This is a genomic window from Cytobacillus sp. FSL R5-0377 (assembly GCF_038004385.1).
Taxonomy (GTDB): domain Bacteria; phylum Bacillota; class Bacilli; order Bacillales; family Cytobacillaceae; genus Cytobacillus.
The window spans coordinates 3,067,165-3,091,128 of record NZ_JBBORA010000001.1; the positions used below are offsets into that span (position 1 = coordinate 3,067,165).

Consider the following 23,964-nt stretch of genomic DNA (forward strand, 5'->3'; position numbering starts at 1 on the left):
AAATGAGTACGGGTGCAGTTAATGATACTCAAATGGTGATTATTACGGGAATGTCAGGGGCGGGGAAAACAGTAGCGATCCAAAGTTTTGAAGATCTTGGCTTCTTCTGTGTAGACAACTTGCCGCCGACGCTGCTTCCTAAATTCCTTGAACTTATGAAGGAATCAGGGAATAAAATGAATAAGGTGGCATTGGTAATGGATTTGCGCGGCCGTGAGTTTTTTGACCACCTGTTTAAAGCGCTCGATGAATTGTCTGAGACATCCTGGGTCACTCCGCAGATTTTATATCTGGATGCGGATGATTCGACACTTGTCAGAAGGTATAAAGAAACAAGACGATTCCATCCCCTTGCACCTTCAGGATTGCCTCTTGAAGGCATCAAGCTTGAGCGGGAGCTGCTAGAGGAATTAAAAGGCAGGGCCCGGCTGATTTATAATACTTCACAAATGAAACCGAGGGAATTGCGCGAGAAAATTCTTACGGAATTCTCATTAAATAAAAAGACCATCTTTACTGTTAATGTCATGTCTTTTGGCTTTAAGCATGGAATTCCCATTGATGCCGACCTGGTATTCGATGTCCGGTTTCTTCCGAATCCTCATTATATTGAGCATATGAGGCCGAAGACAGGATTAGATGAAGAGGTATCCGCCTATGTGCTGAAATGGACTGAAACCAGTAAATTCCTTGAAAAGGTTACGGAGCTGCTGAGCTTTATGCTTCCGCATTATAAGCGGGAAGGGAAGGCTCAATTGGTTGTGGCAATTGGCTGTACGGGAGGCCAGCACCGTTCTGTAGCGCTGACGGAATATATTGCAGACTACTTCAGCAAGGATTATAATACGGCGATTACCCACCGGGATATCGACAGGAGAAAGGAAAACATCAAATGAACCGACAGCCAAGAATCGTCATCATCGGCGGAGGAACAGGGCTCCCTGTCCTCTTAAGGGGATTGAAGACGTATCCTGTAGATATTACTGCCATTGTGACAGTAGCCGATGATGGCGGCAGCTCAGGAAGATTGCGAAATGATCTTCATATCCCGCCGCCCGGTGACATCCGAAATGTGCTGGCAGCACTTTCAGATGTAGAGCCGCTCATTGAGGAGATGTTTCAGCACCGCTTTGCGACATCTAATGAGTTGTCCGGGCACTCGCTTGGCAATTTAATTCTCGCAGCAATGACCTCGATTACAGGAAACTTTGTTCACGCGATCCAGGAAATGAGCAAGGTCTTAAATGTAAGGGGAAAGGTGCTGCCGGCTGCCAACCAGAGTGTGGTCCTCCATGCTGAGATGGAAGATGGGACCATTGTATCGGGAGAATCTAAGATTCCTTATTCAGGCAAAAAAATTAAGCGGGTGTTTTTAACCCCTAAAAATATTAAAGCCCTTCCTGAATCACTGCAGGCTATTAGACAGGCTGATATGATTATTATTGGACCTGGAAGTTTATATACCAGTATTCTTCCGAATCTGCTTGTTCCTAAGCTGGGAAGGGAAGTCTGTCATTCGAAAGCAAAAAAGGTGTATATATGCAATTTAATGACACAGGCAGGCGAGACGCTCGATTATTCAGCAAGCGATCATGTAAAAGCGCTGTATGATCATATGGGCTGTGATTTTATCAATACCATCCTGGTTAATAATGAAGAGATTCCTGCCCATATTCAGGAGCGGTACAGCGAGGAAATGGCAAGGCCTGTTGTATATGATACAGGTGCTCTTTCCGAATTGGGCCTTAATATTATGCACGGTGAAATTGTCAGCCATGAAGGCGGGATCATTCGGCATGATACAAAAGAAGTTGCCCAAATGCTTTATAATTTAATTTTGCATGAAACCAATAGGCGTTTTAACGCGTAATATAAAGGTGTAAAAGGGCTTTTGTCAGTAAAAAAATAAACTGTGCATACGTTTGCTCAGCGGAGAATATCATTTTATATGTCTCTGGCTCAGCACTTTTACGGATAGGGGGTGAAGGGATGTCTTTCGCTTCGGAAACGAAAAAAGAATTGACGAACCTGGATTTAAAAGACTGCTGTGGCAAAGCGGAATTGTCCGCCTTGATCCGGATGAATGGTTCACTTTCTTTTTCCAGCCGGAAATTGATCGTGGATATACAGACGGAGAATGCAGCCATTGCAAGAAGGATTTATACACTGATTAAAAGGAATTACAGCGTTCAGGTCGAGCTGCTGGTCCGGAAAAAAATGCGGCTGAAAAAGAACAATGTATACATTGTCAGGCTGTCGGAACAGGCCAGCATGATTCTTGATGATCTGAAAATTTTAAGTGAGGGATTTGTTTTTACCCACGATATCTCAAAAGAGCTCATAAAAAAGAAATGCTGTAAGCGTTCTTATCTGCGCGGCGCATTCCTGGCCGGGGGATCGGTTAATAATCCGGAAACCTCTTCCTATCATCTGGAGATTGCTTCACTTTACAAGGAGCATAACGACTCCCTTTGTGAACTGATGAATACGTTCGGGCTGAATAGCAAAACGCTTGAACGGAAAAAAGGCTATATCACCTATTTAAAGGAGGCCGAAAAAATAACGGAGTTTCTGAATATTATCGGGGCGCATGCATCTTTGCTCCGGTTTGAAGACATCCGGATTGTCCGCGATATGAGAAACTCGGTCAATCGACTCGTGAATTGTGAAACAGCGAACTTAAACAAAACAATCGGGGCTGCCCTGCGTCAAGTGGAGAATATCCGGTTTATTGACCAGACAGTTGGACTTCAGGTTCTGCCCGACAAACTGAGGGAAATAGCCGAATTGCGTGTAGCATACCAGGATGTCACCTTAAAGGAGCTTGGGGAAATGGTCTCAGGCGGAAATATCAGCAAATCGGGCATTAATCATAGATTAAGAAAAATAGATGAAATCGCTGAGAAGCTCAGGGCAGGCAGCACCATAGATGCTCACTGACAGAGGCATCGGCAGGGAGGAGATAGACAATGGCAGAAAAACAGGTAGAAGTTAAGCTAAAGACAGGATTGCAGGCCCGTCCGGCAGCATTGTTCGTGCAAGAGGCCAATCGGTTCTCATCCGATATTTTCCTTGAGAAGGATGGGAAGAAGGTAAATGCGAAAAGCATTATGGGACTAATGAGCCTGGCTGTAAGCTCAGGATCAGTTATTACCCTGAAGGCAGAGGGGAACGACGAAAACGAGGCTCTGGAAGCATTGGCAAACTATATTCAGAAGGAAAACTAAAACAACTCGCATCGGAGAGATGCGAGTTGTTTTTTGCTTTTTTTATTTATCCTTCTTCTCATCCAAAGAGTTTCTGGAAATGATTTGGTCTACCAAGCCGTATTCAAGAGCTCTTTCAGCTGTCATAAAGTTATCGCGGTCCGTGTCTTTTGCAATGACTTCAAGCGGCTGTCCAGTACGCTCTGAAAGGATGGTGTTTAATTTTTCGCGAAGGAAAAGGATGCGCTTTGCAGCGATTTCAATTTCAGTCGCTTGTCCCTGTGCACCGCCAAGTGGCTGGTGAATCATAACCTCAGCGTTTGGAAGGGCAAAACGCTTGCCTTTTTCACCTGCTGCAAGAAGGAATGCACCCATTGATGCAGCCATACCGATACAAATGGTTTGTACTTTTGGCTTAATGAATTGCATCGTATCATAAATAGCCATACCAGCTGTAATGCTTCCGCCAGGGCTATTAATGTAAATGGAAATGTCCTTTTCAGGGTTTTCTGCTTCAAGGAATAACAGCTGGGCAACAATGGAGTTTGCCACATTATCATCAATTCCGCTTCCGAGCATAATGATGCGGTCTTTTAAAAGGCGTGAATAGATATCATAAGCACGCTCCCCGCGATTTGTCTGTTCAATAACTGTAGGGATTAAGTTCATTTTCCAATTCCTCCTTCAAGATAAGGTCAACATACAAGCTGAACAAGCATGTTCTTCCAAGTAAAGAAAATTTTTTAACTCCTATGTATTATCATGATACACTGATGGTCAATTAAGGTCAAACAAATCGCTCCTGATTCGTTCGACACTTTTTTCTGTGCTGTCCTATCTCATTCCATGATACCCATTGTTCCAATTTTTAAAACTAAAAGGAGGCTTGCAAAGTGAATAAACATAGCATATAATTAATTATCGTAGCGGCTGAGCGCTTGGTCAGCCAGTTTAAAACCTATTTGCCCTCGTGGTGCAACGGATAGCACGTGAGATTCCGGTTCTTAAGATGTGGGTTCGATTCCTGCCGAGGGCGCTAACAAAACTCCTTGTCTGATATGGACAGGGAGTTTTTACTTTTTATACTAACCGTAAATAAATTTGGCCAAAGTGCACATAAAAACTTTTATCCGAAAGTAAATTGGCCTTATCCGCAAATAAATCTATAATAGACCTCCTTATCTTATCTGCATTTCAAAAAAACCATAAAATTCGCAGGTTTCACCATAAAAAATGAATATTCCCCCCTCTGCCATGCATATTGTGAAGTATTCAGAAAGCAGTTCGGTGCGAATGGCGATTGCCAGGAAATTTCCATACAACATTTTGTGTGAATATTGTAAAATGGGGACAGGGGGAATGTATGATGAATTTGAAAGCTGGGTTATGGCAGCAGCAGACAATGAAACTAACGATGACACAGGAGCTGACGCAGGCGATTGCCCTTCTGCAATACAGCACACAGGAGCTTTCTGCTTTCCTGGAAAGCAAAGCGCTTGAAAATCCCCTTTTAAAATTAGAGTCCGGTCATGTCAAAACAATGGATCCCCGCTATGACCGCGTCAAACCGACGAGGATAAAACCCGAAAAAGATAAAATAAATTGGATTGAGCAGATTGGCTGCGGAAAGACTATGATGCTTGATGAACATTTGAAATCCCAGCTTCATTTGAAGTTAAACCGGGATGAACAAAAAGTGATAAAGCATCTTATTGATAGCCTTGATGAAAACGGTTACTTGCGGGCGGATCTAAAAGCTTCGGCCAATGCTCTTAAGGTTCCCCTTGAAAAAGTGGAGCAAATGCTTGAGGAATTGCAGGAACTCGACCCTGCCGGTATTGGTGCAAGAAATCTTCAGGAGTGCCTGTCCCTCCAGATTAAGAGACTGCCGGAAGAGAATGAACTGGCTGAAGTCATTATAGATGAATACTTTACCCTTTTTGCAGAGAAGAAATGGAAAGAAATTGCCAAACAGCTAGGTGTGGAGCTTAAAGACATACAGGCCGTATTCGACCTTGTCCAGACCCTGAATCCAAGACCGGCTTCATCCTTCCAGAGCGAAAAATCCGCCTATATTACTCCGGACGTGATTGTTCAGTGGGATGGCAGCTCTTTTTCCGTCAGTGTGTTTGATGAAGTGCTTCCGAAAATCAGTTTTAATGAACCATATTACAAAAAGTTTTCGGCTGCTGGTGATCGAAATGTCAGCCGCTTCTTGCAGGAAAAGCAGCAGGATTACCAGTGGATTCTTAGAAGCATCGAGCAGAGGAAAGAGACTCTTGCAAATGTAACTCTTAAAATCGTTGAGAAGCAGCAGGACTTTTTTATAAAAGGACCTGCCCATCTGAAGCCGATGACAATGAAGGAAATTTCAGATGAACTCGACATTCATGAATCGACAGTGAGCAGGGCCGTCCGGGAGAAATATGCGCAAACACCATTCGGGACGTTCGAGCTGAGATCGTTCTTTTCCAGCACGATCAAAACAACATCCGATGAAAATACATCATCACAGCAGGTCAAGACGATGATCGGTAAAATGATAGAAAAAGAAAATAAACAAAAGCCGTTATCCGATCAAGAGCTTGTGAAGCTGCTGAAGGAAAATGAGGGAATGGTTGTCAGCAGAAGGACGATTGCTAAATATCGGGATCAGCTGGGTATCCCATCATCTTCCAAACGGAAAAGGTATGATTGACAAAGGAGATTTGCTGAGTGAAACAGCCAGAACTAGTGTTTTATACACGCAGCAGATGCCCGCTGTGTGATAAAGCTAAAAGTGTGTTAGCACAACTAAAGAAGGAATATGACTTTAAGTTAATTGAGAAAGATATTGATGAGAGCGATGAGCTGACTGAGAAGTACGGACTCATGATTCCGGTTGTAGAAATTGATGGGCATGAAGTGCAATTCGGGCACATTGACCCCATTACAGTGGGTGAAGCGCTTACAGAAAAAAACTGAGTTTTATCAGTTGATTTCAATACTCACTCTTGCTATTATGAAGGAGAAGCAAGGGTGATTTTTTTTCGGTAAGTGGGACATAATATGTCTATGCGGGACAAAAAATGACCACATATGATGAAGGAGCATTCCGGATGTACTCACTAATAGATATTCAAAAAAGATTATTGCCTGATATGCTTGCGGTTATGCAGAAGCGCTATGGAATTCTTCATTACATAGGGCTGATGGAGCCGGTTGGAAGGAGAAGCCTTGCAGTCAGTCTCGGTTTGACGGAAAGAGTGCTGAGAAGTGAGGTTGAATTTCTAAAAGACCAAAACCTGATCCGCATTTCAAGTACAGGAATGAGTCTTTCTTCCGATGGCAGAGAATTACTTGATGCACTTGATGGAATAATGAGGGATATTTCGGGTATAGCCGTAATGGAGCATGATTTATCCCGAAAGCTTGGCATTCGCCAGACGATCATTGTTTCCGGAGACAGCGATGAATCTCCATGGGTGAAGCAGGAGCTTGGCAGAGCCACTGCAATGTGTATGAAATCAAGGCTCAAAGGAAAAAATATCATCGCAGTTACCGGCGGTTCCACAATGGCAGCCGTAGCAGAGATGCTTACTCCTGATCTTGCTGAACGCGATTGGCTGTTTGTGCCGGCGCGGGGCGGAATAGGCGAAGATGTGAAAAACCAGGCTAACACTATTTGTGCCAAAATGGCTGATCATACTGATTCCAGGCACCGAGTCCTGTATGTGCCAGACCAGGTAAGCAGGGAAATGTATGAAAGCATTATTAAAGAACCCAATATTAAAGAAGTAATCACCCAGATCAAATCGGCAAGCATGGTTTTGCACGGGATTGGGGACGCTATAACAATGGCGGAACGCCGTAAAACCAGTGAAGAAGATCTTGTGAAAATCAAGCAGGCCAAAGCAGTAGGGGAATCATTTGGCTATTACTTCAATGAAGGCGGCGAGGTTGTACATAAGGTTCAGACCATCGGCCTTCAGCTGGATGACCTATCACAAATTGAACATGTCATTGCAGTGGCAGGCGGCTCTACAAAGGCTAAAGCCATCGCTGCATACATGAAACGGGCACCATCCTCTACCATTTTAGTGACAGATGAAGGTGCAGCAAAACAGTTGATAAAAGGGTAATCCCTTTTCAAATATAAAATCTACCTTTTCAAGGAGGAAATAATCATGGCAGTTAAAGTTGGTATTAACGGATTTGGAAGAATCGGGCGCGTTGTTTTCCGTGCAGCTCTTAAAAACCCTAATGTAGAGGTTGTAGCAGTTAATGACCTTACAGATGCAAACATGCTTGCACACCTTTTAAAATATGATTCCGTACACGGAACATTAAATGAAGAAGTAACTGTTGACGGCGACTCTCTAGTTGTTGGCGGCCATAAAGTGAAGGTTCTTGCTGAGCGCGATCCTGCTCAATTAGGATGGGGAGATCTTGGCGTAGAAGTAGTAGTAGAATCAACTGGCCGTTTCACAAAGCGTGCTGACGCTGCGAAACATCTTGAAGCTGGTGCGAAGAAAGTAATCATCTCAGCTCCTGCATCTGATGAAGATATCACAGTTGTTATGGGTGTTAACCATGAGAAATATGATGCTGCAAACCACCATGTAATCTCTAATGCATCTTGTACAACAAACTGCTTGGCTCCATTTGCAAAAGTATTGAACGACAGCTTCGGAATCAAACGCGGTATGATGACAACTGTTCACTCATACACAAATGACCAGCAAATTCTTGACTTGCCGCACAAGGACTACCGCCGTGCACGTGCAGCAGCTGAAAACATCATTCCTACAACTACTGGAGCTGCAAAAGCAGTATCTCTAGTATTGCCTGAACTTAAAGGCAAACTGAACGGTGGAGCTATGCGTGTTCCAACTCCAAACGTTTCTCTTGTTGACCTTGTTGCTGAGCTTGACAAAGACGTAACTGCTGAAGAAGTAAACAATGCACTTAAAGCAGCTGCTGAAGGCGACCTTAAAGGCATCCTTGCTTACAGCGAAGAGCCATTAGTATCTGGAGACTACAACGGAAACCCTGCATCATCTACAATCGATGCACTTTCTACAATGGTTATGGAAGGCAACATGGTAAAAGTAATCTCATGGTATGATAACGAAACTGGTTACTCTAACCGTGTAGTTGACCTTGTTGACTACATCGCTCAAAAAGGACTTTAATCAAAAATATTCGTTTTGCGAAGAGTTCACAAGCTGAATTTTTTCTCTAAAAAAACACCTCATCTTGTTGGATATTCAAATCGCTAACGTCTATAATGGATAAGGGTAAAAGGGGAGCAGGGAAACATTCCCTCTCCCTTTTGTTTTAAGTAAAACTATTTAACTGGGATGGTGCTAAGCCCCGGAACCTGAGGCTTAAGCTTATGAGCCGTCAGGCAGGGCGCTTTTCGCTTTTCTGGTAAGGAGGTCCTTTTGCTATGAACAAAAAAAGCGTTAAAGATGTGGAGTTAAAGGGTAAGCGTGTATTCTGCCGGGTTGATTTCAATGTTCCGATGAAAGAGGGGCAGGTAACAGATGAAACTCGCATCAAAGCAGCTCTTCCAACGATTGAATACTTGATGAACCAGGGTGCAAAAGTAATCTTAGCCAGCCATTTGGGCCGTCCGAAGGGTTCAGTTGTTGAAGAATTGCGTTTAACACCAGTAGCAAAGCGTTTGTCCGAGCTTCTAGGCAAAGAAGTGAAGAAGGCGGATGAAGCATATGGTGATTCTGTAAAAGCTATGGTTGACAAGTTAAGTGAAGGAGATGTTCTGCTTCTTGAAAACGTGCGTTTCTATGCCGGCGAGGAAAAGAATGATCCGGAGCTTGCAAAGGCATTTGCTGAGCTTGCAGATGTGTATGTGAATGATGCATTTGGAGCAGCACACCGTGCCCATGCTTCAACAGAAGGTATTGCTCATCATCTTCCTGCCGTATCAGGACTTTTGATGGAAAAGGAACTTGATGTACTTGGAAAAGCACTTTCCAATCCTGAGCGCCCATTTACAGCTATCATCGGCGGTGCAAAAGTAAAAGATAAGATTGGCGTAATTGAAAACCTCCTTGAAAAAGTAGACAACCTGATCATTGGCGGAGGGCTTGCTTATACATTTGTAAAAACTAACGGCCACGAAGTAGGAAAGTCACTTCTTGAAGAAGATAAAATTGACCTTGCAAAATCGTTTATGGAAAAAGCAAAGGAAAAAGGTGTGAACTTCTACATGCCTGTTGACGTTGTGGTTGCAGACGATTTTTCAGAGGAAGCCAATATTAAGACAGTCGCAATTGAAGAAATTCCTTCTGATTGGGAAGCACTTGATATCGGACCTAAAACGCGCGATATCTACAGCGATGTCATCCAGAATTCAAAACTTGTCATTTGGAACGGACCAATGGGTGTGTTCGAATTAAATAAATTTGCAGGCGGTACAAGAGCAGTGGCTGAGGCTTTAGCAGAAGCAAACGATACATATTCAGTCATTGGCGGCGGCGATTCTGCAGCAGCAGTTGAAAAATTCCACCTTGCAGACCGCATGAGCCATATCTCAACAGGCGGCGGCGCTTCCCTTGAATTTATGGAAGGAAAAGCTCTGCCTGGCGTTGTTGCTTTAAACGATAAGCAGTGACAGGCACCACCCGAAATTTGTCGAATACAAGACACTATTAAAATGCATGAAAGGACGTGCACCATGCGCAAACCAATTATTGCTGGAAACTGGAAAATGCATAAAACACTTCCGGAAGCGAAAGTCTTTCTTGAAGAAATCAGTGGCTTAGTGCCTGGGAAAGAGCAGGTAGATACAGTTGTATGTGCACCTGCGCTATTCCTGGAGCGCCTTGCTGAAAGCTCAAAGGGATCCGATGTTGAAATCGGAGCGCAAAACATGCACTTTGAGGAAAGTGGCGCTTTCACAGGCGAAATCAGCCCGGTCGCGCTTGAAGACCTTGGGGTTAAATACGTAATCCTTGGACATTCTGAGCGACGTGAAATGTTTAATGAAACAGACGAGTCCGTTAATAAAAAGACATTGGCTGCATTCAAACACAATTTAACGCCAATCGTTTGTGTCGGCGAATCTTTAGAACAGCGGGAAAATGGCGAAACCATGGACCTAGTAGGCTCTCAGGTTGAGAAGGCCCTGGCTGGCTTAACAGAAGAACAGGTAAAACAAACGGTTATTGCTTATGAGCCAATCTGGGCAATCGGAACAGGCAAATCTTCTACTTCTGCAGATGCGAATGAGGTATGTGCCCATATCCGTTCAGTTGTTGCAAAGCAATTTTCACAGGCTGCAGCAGATGCAGTCCGCATTCAGTACGGCGGCAGTGTAAAGCCTGGAAACATCAAAGAATATATGAGCCAGCCTGATATTGACGGAGCTCTTGTAGGCGGCGCGAGCTTACAGCCTACAGACTTTCTTCAATTATTGGAGGCAGGCAAGAATGAGTAAATCTCCAGTTGCATTAATCATCTTAGATGGTTTCGCATTGCGTGGCGAGCGGATGGGAAATGCCGTTGCCCAGGCAAAGAAACCAAACTTCGAACGCTACTGGAATACCTACCCTAACGCAACGCTGACAGCAAGCGGGGAAGCAGTAGGTCTTCCGGAAGGGCAAATGGGAAACTCTGAAGTAGGACACTTAAACATCGGCGCAGGCCGGATTGTTTATCAGAGTCTTACAAGAGTGAACGTGGCCATTCGTGAAGGGCAGTTTGAGAAAAACGATACTTTCCGTTCTGCGCTTGACCATGTGAAAAAAACTGGCACGGATCTTCATTTGATGGGACTTCTTTCAGATGGAGGCGTTCACAGCCATATTCAGCATTTATTCGCACTGCTTCGCATGGCCGCTGAAGAAGGCGTTAAGAATGTCTATGTTCATGGATTCCTTGATGGACGTGATGTTGGCCCGCAAACGGCAGCAGGCTACATTAAAGAAACACAGGAAAAAATGAAGGAGTACGGAGTCGGCAAATTTGCGACGATCTCCGGCCGTTATTATTCGATGGACCGCGACAAACGCTGGGAGCGTGTGGAAAAGTCTTACCGTTCCATGGTGTATGGCGATGGCCCTGCTTATAGCGATCCCCTGGATTTAGTTGAAGATAACTATAAAAATGGTATCTTTGATGAGTTCGTCATTCCATCTGTCATTACAGCAGAAGATGGCAAGCCGGTTGCAACGGTTAAGAAGGATGATGCAGTTATTTTCTATAACTTCCGTCCTGACCGGGCAATTCAGATTTCGAACACTTTTACAAACAAAGACTTCCGTTCCTTTGATAGAGGGCCAGGACATCCGGAGAACTTGTTTTTCGTATGTTTAACCCACTTCAGTGAAACGGTTGACGGATATGTTGCGTTCAAACCGACGAACCTTGATAATACCCTTGGTGAGGTATTGGCGCAAAACGGAAAAAAACAGCTGCGCATTGCAGAAACAGAGAAATACCCTCATGTGACGTTCTTTATGAGCGGCGGACGGGAAGAGAAGTTCCCTGGCGAAGAGCGGATTCTGATCGACTCACCAAAAGTAGCTACCTATGACCTTAAGCCTGAAATGAGTGCTTATGAAGTGACGGACGCGTTGCTGAAGGAAGTAGAAGCTGACAAATTCGATGCGATCATCCTGAACTTTGCCAACCCGGATATGGTGGGGCATTCAGGTATGCTTGAGCCTACAATTAAGGCGGTTGAAACGGTTGACGAATGTCTTGGAAAAATTGTTGACCTGATTATTTCAAAAGGCGGAAAAGCGATCATCACAGCTGACCATGGAAATGCCGACGAGGTTATTACACTGGAAGGCAGTCCGATGACTGCCCACACAACAAATCCGGTTCCGGTCATCGTCACACAGGATGGCTCAGAACTACGAACAGACGGAATTCTAGGAGACCTAGCTCCAACTGTTCTGGACCTGCTTGGACTAGAAAAACCGGCTGAAATGACAGGAACATCATTACTGAAAAAGTGACAGGCACCACCCGAATTTTGTCGAAAATAACTTTTTACCATAAAGGAGAGAATTACTATGCCATTTATCGAACAAGTATACGCACGTGAAGTATTGGATTCCCGCGGTAACCCAACAGTTGAAGTTGAAGTTTTAACAGAGTCAGGATTTTTCGGACGCGCGATTGTTCCTTCTGGAGCATCCACTGGTGAGCACGAAGCAGTAGAGCTTCGTGACGGCGACAAGTCCCGCTACCTTGGAAAAGGTGTTCAAAAAGCGGTAGATAACGTGAACAACCTGATTGCAGAAGCTGTAATCGGCTTGGACGTAACAGACCAGGTTGGCATCGACCGCACAATGATCGCATTAGATGGAACTGAAAACAAAGGCAAGCTTGGCGCTAACGCTATCCTTGGCGTATCTATGGCTTGTGCACATGCAGCTGCTGAGTCTGTAGGACTTCCTTTATACCGTTACCTTGGAGGCTTCAACTCGAAGCAGCTTCCAACACCAATGATGAACATCATCAACGGCGGATCTCATGCTGACAACAATGTGGACTTCCAGGAATTCATGATCATGCCTGTAGGAGCGCCTACTTTCAAAGAAGCTATCCGCATGGGTGCTGAAGTATTCCATTCATTAAAGAAAGTTTTATCTGGCAAAGGACTAAATACAGCTGTAGGTGACGAAGGCGGTTTTGCTCCAAACCTTGGTTCTAACCGTGAAGCGCTTGAAGTTATCATCGAAGCGATCTCTAATGCTGGCTACGAAGCTGGTAAAGATATCTACCTTGCAATGGACGTTGCTTCTTCCGAGTTCTACAACAAAGAAACAGGCAAATACGATCTTGCAGGAGAAGGCCGCACTGGCTTAACTTCTGAAGATATGGTCAACTTCTACGAAGAGCTTGTAAATGAGTTCCCAATCATCTCAATTGAAGATGGTCTTGATGAAAACGACTGGGAAGGCCACAAACTATTAACTGACCGCATTGGCGGAAAAGTTCAGCTTGTTGGTGATGACTTATTCGTTACAAACACGAAGAAGCTTGCTCAAGGTATCGAGCAGGGAGTAGGCAACTCAATCCTGATCAAAGTAAACCAAATCGGTACATTAACTGAAACGTTCGAAGCTATCGAAATGGCAAAGCGTGCAGGCTACACTGCAGTTGTATCTCACCGTTCCGGTGAAACAGAAGACGCGACAATTGCTGACATCGCTGTTGCAACAAACGCTGGCCAAATCAAAACTGGTTCTATGTCACGTACAGACCGTATCGCGAAATACAACCAGCTTCTTCGCATCGAAGACGAGCTTGGCGATTTAGCTGTATACGATGGCTTAAAATCTTTCTATAACTTGAGCAAGTAATTTTGCTTGTGCAGCCGTCCCGGGTGGGGCGGCTGTTTTTTGATGGGAAAAGGCTCGGAGCTATCTGAACGCATATAAAATATTTATCCGCACAAAAACTCATGCTTTGCGCACATAAAAAATTTTATCCGCACAAAAAACGGTGCTATCCGCACAAAAAACGGTGCTATCCGCACATAAACTAGTTATTCAAGTAAATCTAAAACAGATTTTGAGTGCTTTTGCACGTAAAACCGCCTGAAAGTGCACTATATAGCCCATCCTCTTGTGTCGAGCCTTAAAATTCTATTGTGAATACCACCAAAATGTGATAAATTAAGAATAATGTGATTGTACGTTTTCAGGAGGTGGCTTCATGCATACATTATTGATTACCCTTTTAGTCATTGTTTCGATTGCTCTTATTGTAGTTGTACTCCTTCAGTCTGGTAAAAGCGCAGGTCTTTCCGGTGCCATTTCAGGTGGGGCTGAGCAGCTTTTTGGAAAGCAAAAAGCGAGAGGTATTGATCTGGTTCTTCACCGCGTCACGGTGGTTCTTTCTGTTTTATTCTTTATCCTTACTGTTTTAGTATCTTATTTTGCAATATAAATGAATGCAGCGCCTGGCCTTCAGAAGGTCAGGCTTTTATTTTTTTATTGGCAGATGCCCTTAAGAATGCTTTTTATTGGCATGTTCTCCCTCTGTTTGCTAAAAATAAGGAATGCGGATTCAATCAAACGTTTGATTAATAAAATTATAGGAATTATAAAGGTAAAAGGAGTTTTATCAATGAGAGTTGTTGCACCAAAACCGTTTACATTTGGAAATGGAAAAAGAGCAGTCCTGCTCCTGCATGGCTTTACTGGAAATACAGCAGATGTACGAATGATGGCGAGGTTTCTTGAGACTAAGGGCTACACCTGCCATGCACCGCAATATAAGGGACATGGGGTTCCGCCTGAAGAGCTTGTTCATACAGGCCCGGAAGATTGGTGGAAAGATGTCATGGAAGGGTACGAATTTCTAAAAAACAAGGGACATAATGAAATTGCGGTGGCCGGACTTTCCCTTGGCGGCGTATTTTCCCTTAAATTAGGTTACACTGTACCTGTAAAGGGTATTGTCCCGATGTGCGCACCTATGTACATAAAAAGCGAAGAAGTCATGTATGAAGGAATTCTGAGCTATGCAAGAGAATATAAAAGACTTGAAGGAAAGACGGAAGACCAAATTGAGCAGGAAATGCAAGAGTTTCAGAAAACACCGATGAATACATTAAAGGCACTCCAGGAACTGATCGCGGATGTGCGCAATCATGTGGATATGATTTACTCTCCAACATTTGTTGTACAGGCACGTCATGATCATATGATCAATACCGATAGTGCTAACATCATTTTCAATGAAGTGGAGAATGACTTAAAAAAGCTGAAGTGGTATGAAGAATCCGGGCACGTCATTACTCTTGATAAAGAGCGTGACCAGCTGCATGAAGATGTTTATGAGTTTTTAGAGCAGCTTGATTGGGAAGAATAAAAACAAATAATCTCCCCAAGGAGGGAAGAAGATATGGAAAATAATATACAACAGCTGATCGACAAGCTGCTTCATTACATGAAAGATGAAGCATATAAGCCATTGACGGTCCAGGAGCTGGAGGCTGCATTTGGAATTGAGGATTCCACAGGCTTCAAGGATTTCGTCAAGGCGCTTGTTGTCATGGAGGAAAAAGGGCTTGTCGTCAGAACGAGAAGCAACCGCTATGGCCTCCCGGAAAAAATGAACCTGATCCGCGGGAAGCTTTCCGGCCATGCAAAGGGGTTTGCCTTTGTTATTCCGGAAGAGCAGGGAATGGATGATATATTTATTCCGCCCAATGAAACAAATAATGCCTTAAATGGCGATATTGTTCTTGCCCGTGTGACGACTGAAAGTTCAGGCCAGAGGCGGGAAGGCACGATTGTGCGCATCTTAGAGCGCGGTGTCACACAAATTGTCGGAACCTATACGGAAAGCAAGCATTTTGGATTTGTCATTCCGGATGATAAAAAGTTTGCCAGCGATATTTTTATCCCTAAAGCAGCATCTAAGGGGGCTGTGGAAGGACACAAGGTCGTTGTAAAACTGACGACTTATCCAGAAGGCAGAAAGAGTGCAGAAGGAGAAGTTATCGACATACTTGGGCATAAAAACGATCCGGGTGTGGATATTCTGTCTGTTATTCACAAACATGGCCTTCCGCTTGAGTTTCCGGAAGAGGTGCTTAAGCAGGCCGAGGAAACGCCGGATACGATTGATCCAAGTGAGCTTGAAAACCGCCGTGACTTGAGAAACGAAGTCATTGTCACAATAGACGGTGCAGATGCAAAGGATCTTGACGATGCAGTAATGGTTAAGAAAATGGATAACGGCAATTACAAGCTGGGCGTTCATATTGCCGATGTCACATACTATGTACGTGAGGATTCTCCGATTGACAGGGAAGCTGAGGAGCGGGCAACCTCTGTGTATTTAGTGGACCGGGTCATCCCGATGATACCGCATCGATTATCAAATGGCATTTGCTCATTGAATCCGAAGGTAGACCGGCTTACCCTTTCCTGTGAGATGGAAATCACATCGGATGGGGAAGTGGTGAATCACGAGATTTTCCAGAGTGTGATTAAAACAACGGAGCGAATGACTTATTCAGATGTGAATAAGATCCTGGAAGAGCAGGACGAGGAACTTATCAACAGGTATCAATCTCTTGTGCCGATGTTTGAGCTGATGAAGGAGCTTTCTCTGATCCTTCGTAAAAAAAGAATGCACCGCGGAGCCATCGACTTTGATTTTAAAGAAGCGAAGGTTATTGTGGATGAAGATGGCAACCCGACAGATGTCGCTTTGCGCGAACGCTCGATTGCGGAGCGCCTGATTGAAGAGTTTATGCTGGCAGCGAATGAAACGGTTGCTGAGCACTTCCATTGGATGGATGTGCCGTTTATCTACCGTATTCATGAAGATCCGAAGGAAGATAAGCTCAGAAGATTTTTCGAGTTTATCACAAACTTCGGCTATATTGTAAAAGGAACAGCTAATTCTGTTCACCCGCGGGCACTTCAGGAAATTATCGAAGAGGTTCAGGGAAAACCGGAAGAAATGGTTGTAAGTACAGTGATGCTCCGGTCAATGCAGCAGGCGAAGTACTTTGAAGAGAGCCTTGGGCACTTCGGGTTATCAACAGAGTTTTACACACACTTCACATCACCGATCCGCCGTTACCCGGACTTAATTGTCCACAGACTTATCCGCACTTATTTAATTGAAGGTAAGCTGGATCAGGCGACAAGGGAAAAATGGAACGTGCAGCTGCCGGATATTGCGGAGCACTCTTCCAATATGGAACGCCGTGCAGTTGAAGCGGAACGCGAAACAGACGAGCTGAAGAAAGCGGAATATATGGCTGATAAAATCGGCGAGGAATATGATGGGATCATCAGCTCTGTTACAAACTTTGGCATGTTTGTCGAGCTTCCTAACACAATTGAAGGTCTTATCCACGTCAGCTATATGACGGATGATTATTACCGCTATGACGAACGCCAGATGGCAATGATCGGGGAGCGTACGGGTAATGTCTTCCGCATTGGCGACGAGATTACGGTCCGTGTCGTAAATGTTAACAAGGATGAACGCTCGATTGATTTTGAAATCGTCGGCATGAAGGGAACCCGCAGACGGGAAACCCGTGAAGCGCCAAAGGTGTTCAAGACAGGCAGCACAGAGAAAAAGCCTCGCAGAGGGAAGTCTGACCAAGGAAAAGGAAACAGTTCAGGCGGCCCGAGAAAGAAAAAAGAGAAAAAACATTACGAGAATGCGCCGAAAGCAAAGCGGAAGAAAAAGAAGCGTTAAAAAGCGGGAGGGCCTTTGAGGCTCTCTCTTTCCTTCCTGGCAGGGCTCCGCGTTGAGAGGGGCCCGCAATTTTGCTATAATAGAGGAACCGCTAGAGAACGGATGCTGCATTTCCTGATTACAGGAAAAGGGAGCAAAGGGGGATTTAATATGCCAAAAGGAACTGGCAAAATGGTTGCGCAAAATAAAAAGGCATATCATGACTATGCTATAGAAGAAACATATGAAGCGGGCATTGTTCTGCAGGGGACAGAGATTAAATCGATCCGTGCGGGCAAAGTGAATCTGAAGGACTCATATGCCAGAATTCAAAATAATGAAATCTATCTTTTCGGCATGCATGTCAGTCCTTATGAGCAGGGGAACCGCTACAATCATGACCCGCTAAGGACCAGAAAGCTTCTCTTGCACAGAAAAGAAATCAGCAAGCTGATTGGTGAGTCTAAGGAAGTTGGCTACTCAATCGTTCCATTAAAAATGTACCTCAAAAATGGTTATGCCAAAGTTTTAATTGGCCTGGCGCGTGGTAAAAAGAAATATGACAAGCGTGAGGATCTGAAGAAGAAAGAAGCCAAGCGTGAAGTAGAGCGTGCTTTCCGCGAAAGACAGAAAATGTAAATCCAGAACCTTACAATTGAAAAATGAGTTCAGTGTGTTATAATAGTAATTGTCACAGCGAGTGACATAAACTTTAGCTCATCTATTTCGAGCTTATCCGAACGTCAGCGTGCTGAATAAGATTCGGCGCAGACCTTTTATAATGGGGACGCTACGGATTCGACAGGGATAGTTCGAGCTTAGGTTGCGAGTCGAGGGGATCGGCCTCGTTAAAACGTCAAAGCCAATAACTGGCAAAACTCAAAACAACTTCGCTTTAGCTGCCTAATAGGCCTTTAGCGGTTCGCCCCTCCATCGCCCATGTGGTAGGGTAGCGGACTCACTCTTAGTGGGCTACGCCGGATTCCACCGCCTGAGGATGAAGGAAGAGAACAACCAGGCTAGCTGGCCGGACGCCCGTCGATAGGCATAAGGATCAGCGAACTGCGAATATATCGACTACACTCGTAGAAGCTTAAGTGCCGATATTTCTGGACGAGGGTTCGACTCCCTCCGTCTCCACCAAATACATATTTGGTGGTTTTTTATTGTCTGTGTGACGTAAAGCATAAAATTTCCGTTTGGAAACTTTATGCTTTTTTTATGCTTGTTTTCAATAAATACTGAACCATGATAGTTTTTCCAATTAATTAAATCTCAACTGATTAAAAATATGTTAAATTTTAAATAGAAGAAATAATAGGAAAATGATTAACTCAAATGCAAGTTTATGAAGAAATGTACTTTAGACAACACGTGCTTTTGAATAAGAACAGCTAATAATTATAAATTCAAGATAGACAGGAGTTGGATACGATGATTAAAGGTTTCGGTGGAATATTTTGGAGGACTAAAAATCTAGATGCTATAAAAAAATGGTACAGTGAAGTGTTGAAGATTGAAATTGATAATTGGAATGGAACTATTATTAAACCCAGTTCAGATAATGCAACTATCTTTTCTTTCTTTACTGAAGATGACACTTACTTCCCCAAAGAACAGCAAGTCATGTTAAATTTCCAAGTTCATAAACTGGACGAGACGATTAAGCACCTTGAACAAATTGGTGTACCTCTCGTAAAGGAAAAAGAGACTAGTGAGTTTGGCAAGTTTATTTGGATTAAAGATCCTGAAGGCAGACTGGTCGAGCTTTGGGAAAAATAGAGAGTTCTAATTATTCGCTATAAAACTAACGGGCGCAATTTCTGCAGCAAGACTTATGCCTATTCTTTATGAATGGGACCAGATTGTTGAAGACTGTATTAATAGATAATAAAATGAGGAAAAGGAAAGGAGCATGCTTTATGAACGAAGAAATGATTTTCAAGCAAATAAACTTAGTCAGGCAAAACACTTTGAATGAAATGGAAAATTTAACAGAAGAACAGGCAGATCAAATGCCAGAAGGATTTCGCAACACAATCCGCTGGAATTTAGGCCACATTTACACGGTTCAGAATGCTTTGATTTCAAAATTTGGCGGGAAAAATATCGATACGCCATCTCGCTGCCTTGAATTGTTCGCTCCGGGGACAAAGCCAGCCGATTGGCAAGGCGAAGTGCCGACACTCGATGAGTTGAAGCAGCTTCTTGAAGAACAGCCCGTAAAACTGAAGGAAGCATTAGGTGGACAGCTAAATGAAAAATCTGCAGAATCATTTAAATCGCTATCAACCATCGGTGAGCTTCTGAATTTCACGATGTATCATGAAGGAATGCATTTAGGAACGATTAAAGGGCTAAAAAAAATAAACAGTGTGGCAAGGTAAGAAAAGAGACCTCCATACATAAAATGGCGCTACGCTAGAAAATGGTAGCGCTCTTTTATTTATAAGGGGTACCGAAACGATTCAGGGTTTCAAGATAAGTGAGGTAGACGTTTTGAAAATAGCTTAACAGCTGGAATTAACAATTGAGGAAATAAAGGACTTTATGATGACAGCTCCAGGAACATCATAAATAGGGATATTCTCTTCAGTATGCAATCAATGGATAGGATAAAAATAATGAATAGACTTAGGGTAAAGGATATTTTTGGGGGATTGCTGTCTGGACTTTTTCTGGCCCTATTCCTGAAAATGATTGAGTTATCCACTGGAGTAAAAGTTTATACTTTGCTGTTAAATGTGGATTATTTTCCGATTTTAAAAAACTATCATTTTCCCGAATCAATCGAATTTGTGTTTCACCTGATCATTTCCGTTCTTTTAGCTGTCAGCTTATTATTCATAATAAATAAATACCGCTGGAAGAGAACCCAAATCATTACCCGCACTTTATTGCTTTTAGTCCATCTGTTATATGGACTGATGCTTTCAGCCTTTTTTATAAAAAAACGATTACAAATTGATCCATGAATTTAAATCTTAAAATTTTTCTGGTGTTTGTAAATTTACGCCTTTTTAGGTGATGGATTTCCCCTATAACCGCCTTTGGGCTAATGACTCCTGTCAGTTATATAGTAACTGGCAGGAGTCATTTTATTGTAAAATAAAAAAATATACGCCAATTACCGTTAAGTGCAAGCGCCGACAGGGCAAGGCGCTGTTCATATGTACAGACTAATGAATATGGAGGGAGCTGCATGATTTATTTATGGGTAGGGGCAGCAGGTTTTTTGGGTGCCTCTTTACGGTATAGCATTGGTGTTCTTCTCTTTCATGAAAGCACCGTTTTTCCGTTTGCTACTTTGATGGTTAATCTGGCTGGCAGTTTTCTTTTGGCTTGGCTAACGACTGGTCTGATGATGCGTGCTTCAATGCCGGCTCATATAAAAACAGCAATCGGAACTGGCTTTGTTGGATCTTTTACCACCTTTTCCACAGTAAGCGTTGAAACGGCAGCCCTCTTTCTCAATGGAAATACAGCTCTGGCCGTTGTTTATGTTGCAGCCTCCCTTTTTGGCGGATTATGGATGAGCCGACGGGGGTTTCAGGTGTGGAAAGGAGAAGAAGCCGAATGAGTACGTTATATGTTTTAATGGTGGGGATAGGCGGCTTCTTTGGTGCGATATCCCGGCTATGGGTCAGTCAGTTCATTAGTAAAAAGTTTGTGTCGAATTTCCCCGCTGCCACGCTTGTCATTAACTTAATTGGTTCACTTCTTCTTGGAGTCATGGTAGGCTCCGGAATAGAAGGAAGTCTTTTTATGCTGTTTGGCACAGGGTATATGGGGGCATTCACCACTTTTTCTACCTTGAAGCTTGAGGCGATACAGCTGCACATGGATAAAAGGAAAAAGGAGCTTATTCTATATACTTTTTTGAGCTATGGCGGCGGGATTCTTCTGGCCTTCCTGGGAATCGAACTGGGATCCCTCCTCAAATAAAGAAGTAACAGTTTTCTGTATATACTTAGGGAAGTTTGTATGATAACCTGCCTCGGAGAATTATGTTATGATAGCAAATAGCATCAAGGAGGTAATAAAATGTTTTGGGAATCTTATTTAACAAATGATAAATTATTGGACCTGGGAATATCCATTGGGATTTTTCTGCTGTTTCTCATTTTCCGGAAGCTTTTCGCTAAATATGTATTTACTCTTTTATTAAAGATTAGCAGAAAAGCGCCAAACGACTTTTTCTCACATCTATTTGTATCTTTTCAAAAGCCGATTCAAGGTTTTTTTATCATAATAGGGATCTATGTGTCTGTTGGTTACTTTCCATATCTAAATCAAAAAAACCCCTTGTTTTTAGATATTATAAGCTCCTCATACATTATTTTGCTTGCGTGGGGATTATACAATATGGCAGCCGCATCATCTGCCCTTTTTACTAGTTTAAAAGTTAGGTATAATCTTGAGATTGATAACATTCTTATTCCTTTCATTTCCAAGGCATTGAGAGTTATCATTGTGGCTATTAGTTTTAGCATTGTTGCCCAGGAGTTTGGCTACGATGTGAATGGGTTTGTAGCGGGGCTCGGATTAGGCGGTGTTGCCATTGCTTTTGCTGCCAAGGATGTACTGGGAAATTTGTTTGGCGGATTTGTCATTATTACAGAAAAGCCGTTCACGATTGGAGATTGGATTATGACGCCAAGCGTAGAGGGTACGGTTGAAGATATTTCTTTCCGGAGCACCAGAGTAAGGACATTTGCACAGGCGCTGGTCACAGTTCCTAATGCTACTTTAGCCAATGAATCAATTACAAACTGGAGCAAGATGGGAAAAAGGCAAATAAGCTTCAGATTGCGCGTTACTCATGATACGACTAAGGATCAAATGGCTAATGTTATAGGGCAGATTGAGTATCTGTTAAAGAATCATCCCGATATTCATCCAGAAACCATTTTTGTCACCTTTGACGATTATAAAGAAAATGGGCTTGATATCTTCCTTTATTTCTTCACTAAAACAACAAACTGGGGAGAATTCCTGAAAATTAAGGAAGAAATCAACTTTGAAATCATGGATATCCTTGAAAATGAGCGTGTATATGTTGCTATGCCAAGCAGAAAGCTATACTTGGATCCTGAAGGTGAAAACCAGCTGAAAAAAGACATCAGAGTGAGGCAGGAAACCTAATAAGATAAAAAAGGCGGAACTTAGAGTCCCGCCTTTTTATTTTATGAAAAGTTTATTCCATTGTTCAGCCTTTACTAATGCAAATGAATCTTCTCTCACTTCTTCCGGCTTTACTCCGCTGCCGATGATATAGTCGGCAAATTCCATCCCGACAAAATCAAATATGTATTGAAATTGCTGAACAAGGGGAAGTCCTTTTACTTTTGCGCTGCTGCCGCCTGTGATAACAACGTAAGCTTTCTTCTTAGCCAGCTCCTCTTTGAGGTTAAATCGTTCATCCCGTAAATATTGTGACCAGCGATCAAAGAAATCCTTCATCGGACCGCTCATGCCATACCAATACAAAGGGGTGGCAAATACAAAAACATCATGTGACTGCATCTGCTGCACTAATTCTTCATAGTCGTCATCGACTGGTGTAAAGCCGCCATCAGTATGCCTCTTATCCACAATCGGTTCAATATTCAGGTCCGCTAATTTTACCAGGGTGTGGTCAGTACCTTCTACAATCTTTTTAGCCAAATACTCAGAATTTCCGTTTTCTCTCGTACTGCCCAGCAAGGCCAATACTTTCATTAAAATCGCCCCTTCACTACTATCGTCTTTTTATGAATTTTACATAAAACTAATTTGGGAAGCAAAGAAAGTAACTTTATTTAATAATTACGCCACCAATCGCTATGCCCAGCCAAAGAAGTTTTGTCAGAGAATATGATGCTTAGTAAAAAGGCTCAAACTAGATAACAGCAAACAGGCAGGAGCGATTTTTTTTATTGACAATCCAATTTACCTCCCTTAAAGTTAACTACGTTAATAGTTAAACTATTGAACAGTTAAATAATAGAATAATCAAATGGCGAGGTGAATATATAAATGAGTGTGCCTGACATTAAGAATTTGGTCGACCGGTATATTTCCGTTTCTTTTTCTGTTGAGAAAAAGGCTGCATCACTTGTGAAAAATCAGATTGGCAGCGACCTGACCAATGATCAGCATTTTACCTTGAGGTACATAAACCGGGCAGGTTCCTGTACTTCGTCAGAGCTTGCGGAAGTGTTCGATGTAAAAAAGAGCGCGATTACAGCAATGATTACTCGTATGTGGGAAAAAGGTCTGATTCAGCGGACACGTGATGAAAATGATCGCAGAGTCGTCTATCTGACACTTACCGAAAAAGGGAATGAGCTTTACATGAGAGCAGAAGAAAAGATTCATATCCTGGTAGAATCGCTGATAAATAAATTTGAACAGACCGAAATACAGCAGTTCATTGAAACCTTTGAAAAACTGGATCAAGTCCTATCGCAATCAAACGGGCAGTAATATTCCCGCTTTTAGACGCAGGCACTCATCGAAGAGTCACCAATGGGTTCAACTAACGATCAGCAGAGAGGAAGCCCTCTCTGCACTATCAGAAAACAAAACGGGGGATTAA

The 23,964-nt window shown here is 43.0% G+C and carries 25 protein-coding genes, 1 tRNA gene, 1 other RNA gene and 1 riboswitch; of the genes, 25 read left to right on the forward strand and 2 right to left on the reverse strand.

What is annotated here, in order from left to right:
* Positions 1-2 precede the first annotated feature (2 nt).
* From rapZ to NSQ49_RS15595, 4 genes are all read left to right on the forward strand, one after another.
* Complete coding sequence (rapZ, locus tag NSQ49_RS15580; protein ID WP_159863676.1) at positions 3-896, forward strand: RNase adapter RapZ; 894 nt, start codon at positions 3-5, stop codon at positions 894-896.
* Complete coding sequence (locus NSQ49_RS15585; RefSeq protein ID WP_251284513.1) at positions 893-1,870, forward strand: gluconeogenesis factor YvcK family protein; 978 nt, start codon at positions 893-895, stop codon at positions 1,868-1,870. The genes rapZ and NSQ49_RS15585 overlap by 4 nt, the downstream gene beginning before the upstream one ends.
* A gap of 119 nt (positions 1,871-1,989) precedes the next feature.
* Positions 1,990-2,940 carry a DNA-binding protein WhiA gene (gene whiA / locus NSQ49_RS15590; RefSeq protein ID WP_251284512.1) on the forward strand — a complete coding sequence of 317 codons (951 nt, stop codon included), beginning with the start codon at positions 1,990-1,992 and terminating at the stop codon, positions 2,938-2,940.
* Positions 2,941-2,969: 29 nt separating this feature from the next.
* Positions 2,970-3,227: an HPr family phosphocarrier protein gene (locus tag NSQ49_RS15595; protein WP_009331822.1), complete on the forward strand. Its 258-nt coding sequence runs from the start codon at positions 2,970-2,972 to the stop codon at positions 3,225-3,227.
* Positions 3,228-3,269: 42 nt separating this feature from the next.
* Here NSQ49_RS15595 and clpP read toward each other — a convergent pair whose 3' ends face one another.
* A complete protein-coding gene (clpP, locus tag NSQ49_RS15600; RefSeq protein ID WP_251284511.1) occupies positions 3,270-3,875 on the reverse strand; it encodes an ATP-dependent Clp endopeptidase proteolytic subunit ClpP in 606 nt (201 codons plus the stop codon).
* A gap of 295 nt (positions 3,876-4,170) precedes the next feature.
* Between clpP and NSQ49_RS15605 the strand changes: the two genes are divergently transcribed.
* The 20 genes from NSQ49_RS15605 (at position 4,171) to NSQ49_RS15700 (ending at position 22,529) form a co-directional block, all read left to right on the forward strand.
* Positions 4,171-4,242 (forward strand) — tRNA-Arg (locus NSQ49_RS15605).
* A 330-nt stretch (positions 4,243-4,572) separates the two neighbouring features.
* Positions 4,573-5,904: an RNA polymerase factor sigma-54 gene (gene rpoN, locus NSQ49_RS15610; RefSeq protein ID WP_251284532.1), complete on the forward strand. Its 1,332-nt coding sequence runs from the start codon at positions 4,573-4,575 to the stop codon at positions 5,902-5,904.
* A gap of 17 nt (positions 5,905-5,921) precedes the next feature.
* Complete coding sequence (locus tag NSQ49_RS15615; protein ID WP_251284510.1) at positions 5,922-6,170, forward strand: glutaredoxin family protein; 249 nt, start codon at positions 5,922-5,924, stop codon at positions 6,168-6,170.
* 134 nt (positions 6,171-6,304) lie between these two features.
* Positions 6,305-7,327, forward strand: a complete 1,023-nt coding sequence (locus NSQ49_RS15620) for a sugar-binding transcriptional regulator (protein WP_251284509.1) — start codon at positions 6,305-6,307, stop codon at positions 7,325-7,327.
* Between the two features lie 45 nt (positions 7,328-7,372).
* The gene (gap, locus tag NSQ49_RS15625; protein ID WP_159863672.1) at positions 7,373-8,380 is read left to right on the forward strand and encodes a type I glyceraldehyde-3-phosphate dehydrogenase; all 1,008 of its coding nucleotides are present in this window, start codon (positions 7,373-7,375) and stop codon (positions 8,378-8,380) included.
* A 257-nt stretch (positions 8,381-8,637) separates the two neighbouring features.
* The gene (locus NSQ49_RS15630; protein WP_251284508.1) at positions 8,638-9,825 is read left to right on the forward strand and encodes a phosphoglycerate kinase; all 1,188 of its coding nucleotides are present in this window, start codon (positions 8,638-8,640) and stop codon (positions 9,823-9,825) included.
* 63 nt (positions 9,826-9,888) lie between these two features.
* Positions 9,889-10,650, forward strand: a complete 762-nt coding sequence (tpiA, locus tag NSQ49_RS15635) for a triose-phosphate isomerase (protein ID WP_159863670.1) — start codon at positions 9,889-9,891, stop codon at positions 10,648-10,650.
* The gene (gpmI, locus tag NSQ49_RS15640; RefSeq protein WP_159863669.1) at positions 10,643-12,178 is read left to right on the forward strand and encodes a 2,3-bisphosphoglycerate-independent phosphoglycerate mutase; all 1,536 of its coding nucleotides are present in this window, start codon (positions 10,643-10,645) and stop codon (positions 12,176-12,178) included. Before tpiA ends, gpmI begins: the two co-directional genes overlap by 8 nt.
* Before the next feature lie 57 nt (positions 12,179-12,235).
* Entirely contained in the window at positions 12,236-13,531 is a 1,296-nt protein-coding gene (eno, locus tag NSQ49_RS15645; RefSeq protein WP_159863668.1) for a phosphopyruvate hydratase, read from the forward strand.
* 355 nt (positions 13,532-13,886) lie between these two features.
* A complete protein-coding gene (gene secG, locus NSQ49_RS15650) occupies positions 13,887-14,120 on the forward strand; it encodes a preprotein translocase subunit SecG (protein ID WP_159863667.1) in 234 nt (77 codons plus the stop codon).
* Positions 14,121-14,300: 180 nt separating this feature from the next.
* A complete protein-coding gene (locus tag NSQ49_RS15655; RefSeq protein ID WP_159863666.1) occupies positions 14,301-15,047 on the forward strand; it encodes an alpha/beta hydrolase in 747 nt (248 codons plus the stop codon).
* Between the two features lie 33 nt (positions 15,048-15,080).
* Entirely contained in the window at positions 15,081-17,405 is a 2,325-nt protein-coding gene (gene rnr, locus NSQ49_RS15660) for a ribonuclease R (protein ID WP_251284507.1), read from the forward strand.
* Positions 17,406-17,555: 150 nt separating this feature from the next.
* Positions 17,556-18,023, forward strand: a complete 468-nt coding sequence (gene smpB, locus NSQ49_RS15665; RefSeq protein WP_009331807.1) for an SsrA-binding protein SmpB — start codon at positions 17,556-17,558, stop codon at positions 18,021-18,023.
* A gap of 144 nt (positions 18,024-18,167) precedes the next feature.
* Positions 18,168-18,527, forward strand: a transfer-messenger RNA (tmRNA) gene (ssrA, locus tag NSQ49_RS15670).
* Positions 18,528-18,818: 291 nt separating this feature from the next.
* Positions 18,819-19,166, forward strand: a complete 348-nt coding sequence (locus NSQ49_RS15675) for a VOC family protein (RefSeq protein WP_251284506.1) — start codon at positions 18,819-18,821, stop codon at positions 19,164-19,166.
* 140 nt (positions 19,167-19,306) lie between these two features.
* Positions 19,307-19,771, forward strand: a complete 465-nt coding sequence (locus NSQ49_RS15680) for a DinB family protein (RefSeq protein WP_251284505.1) — start codon at positions 19,307-19,309, stop codon at positions 19,769-19,771.
* Positions 19,772-20,008: 237 nt separating this feature from the next.
* Positions 20,009-20,359, forward strand: a complete 351-nt coding sequence (locus NSQ49_RS15685) for a hypothetical protein (RefSeq protein WP_251284504.1) — start codon at positions 20,009-20,011, stop codon at positions 20,357-20,359.
* Positions 20,360-20,398: 39 nt separating this feature from the next.
* A riboswitch (Fluoride riboswitch) is annotated at positions 20,399-20,459 on the forward strand.
* A 127-nt stretch (positions 20,460-20,586) separates the two neighbouring features.
* Positions 20,587-20,964 (forward strand): CrcB family protein, encoded by a 378-nt coding sequence (locus NSQ49_RS15690; protein ID WP_251284503.1) that lies wholly within the window; start codon positions 20,587-20,589, stop codon positions 20,962-20,964.
* Complete coding sequence (gene crcB, locus NSQ49_RS15695; protein ID WP_159863654.1) at positions 20,961-21,329, forward strand: fluoride efflux transporter CrcB; 369 nt, start codon at positions 20,961-20,963, stop codon at positions 21,327-21,329. Before NSQ49_RS15690 ends, crcB begins: the two co-directional genes overlap by 4 nt.
* Before the next feature lie 99 nt (positions 21,330-21,428).
* Positions 21,429-22,529, forward strand: coding sequence for a mechanosensitive ion channel family protein (locus NSQ49_RS15700; protein WP_251284502.1), 1,101 nt, complete (start codon positions 21,429-21,431; stop codon positions 22,527-22,529).
* Between the two features lie 36 nt (positions 22,530-22,565).
* Here the strand turns inward: NSQ49_RS15700 and NSQ49_RS15705 are convergent, their stop codons facing one another.
* Positions 22,566-23,105 (reverse strand): flavodoxin family protein, encoded by a 540-nt coding sequence (locus NSQ49_RS15705; protein ID WP_251284501.1) that lies wholly within the window; start codon positions 23,103-23,105, stop codon positions 22,566-22,568.
* A 297-nt stretch (positions 23,106-23,402) separates the two neighbouring features.
* On the opposite strand from NSQ49_RS15705, the gene NSQ49_RS15710 reads away from it, so the two are divergent.
* Positions 23,403-23,852, forward strand: coding sequence for a MarR family winged helix-turn-helix transcriptional regulator (locus NSQ49_RS15710; protein WP_251284500.1), 450 nt, complete (start codon positions 23,403-23,405; stop codon positions 23,850-23,852).
* Positions 23,853-23,964: the final 112 nt, after the last annotated feature.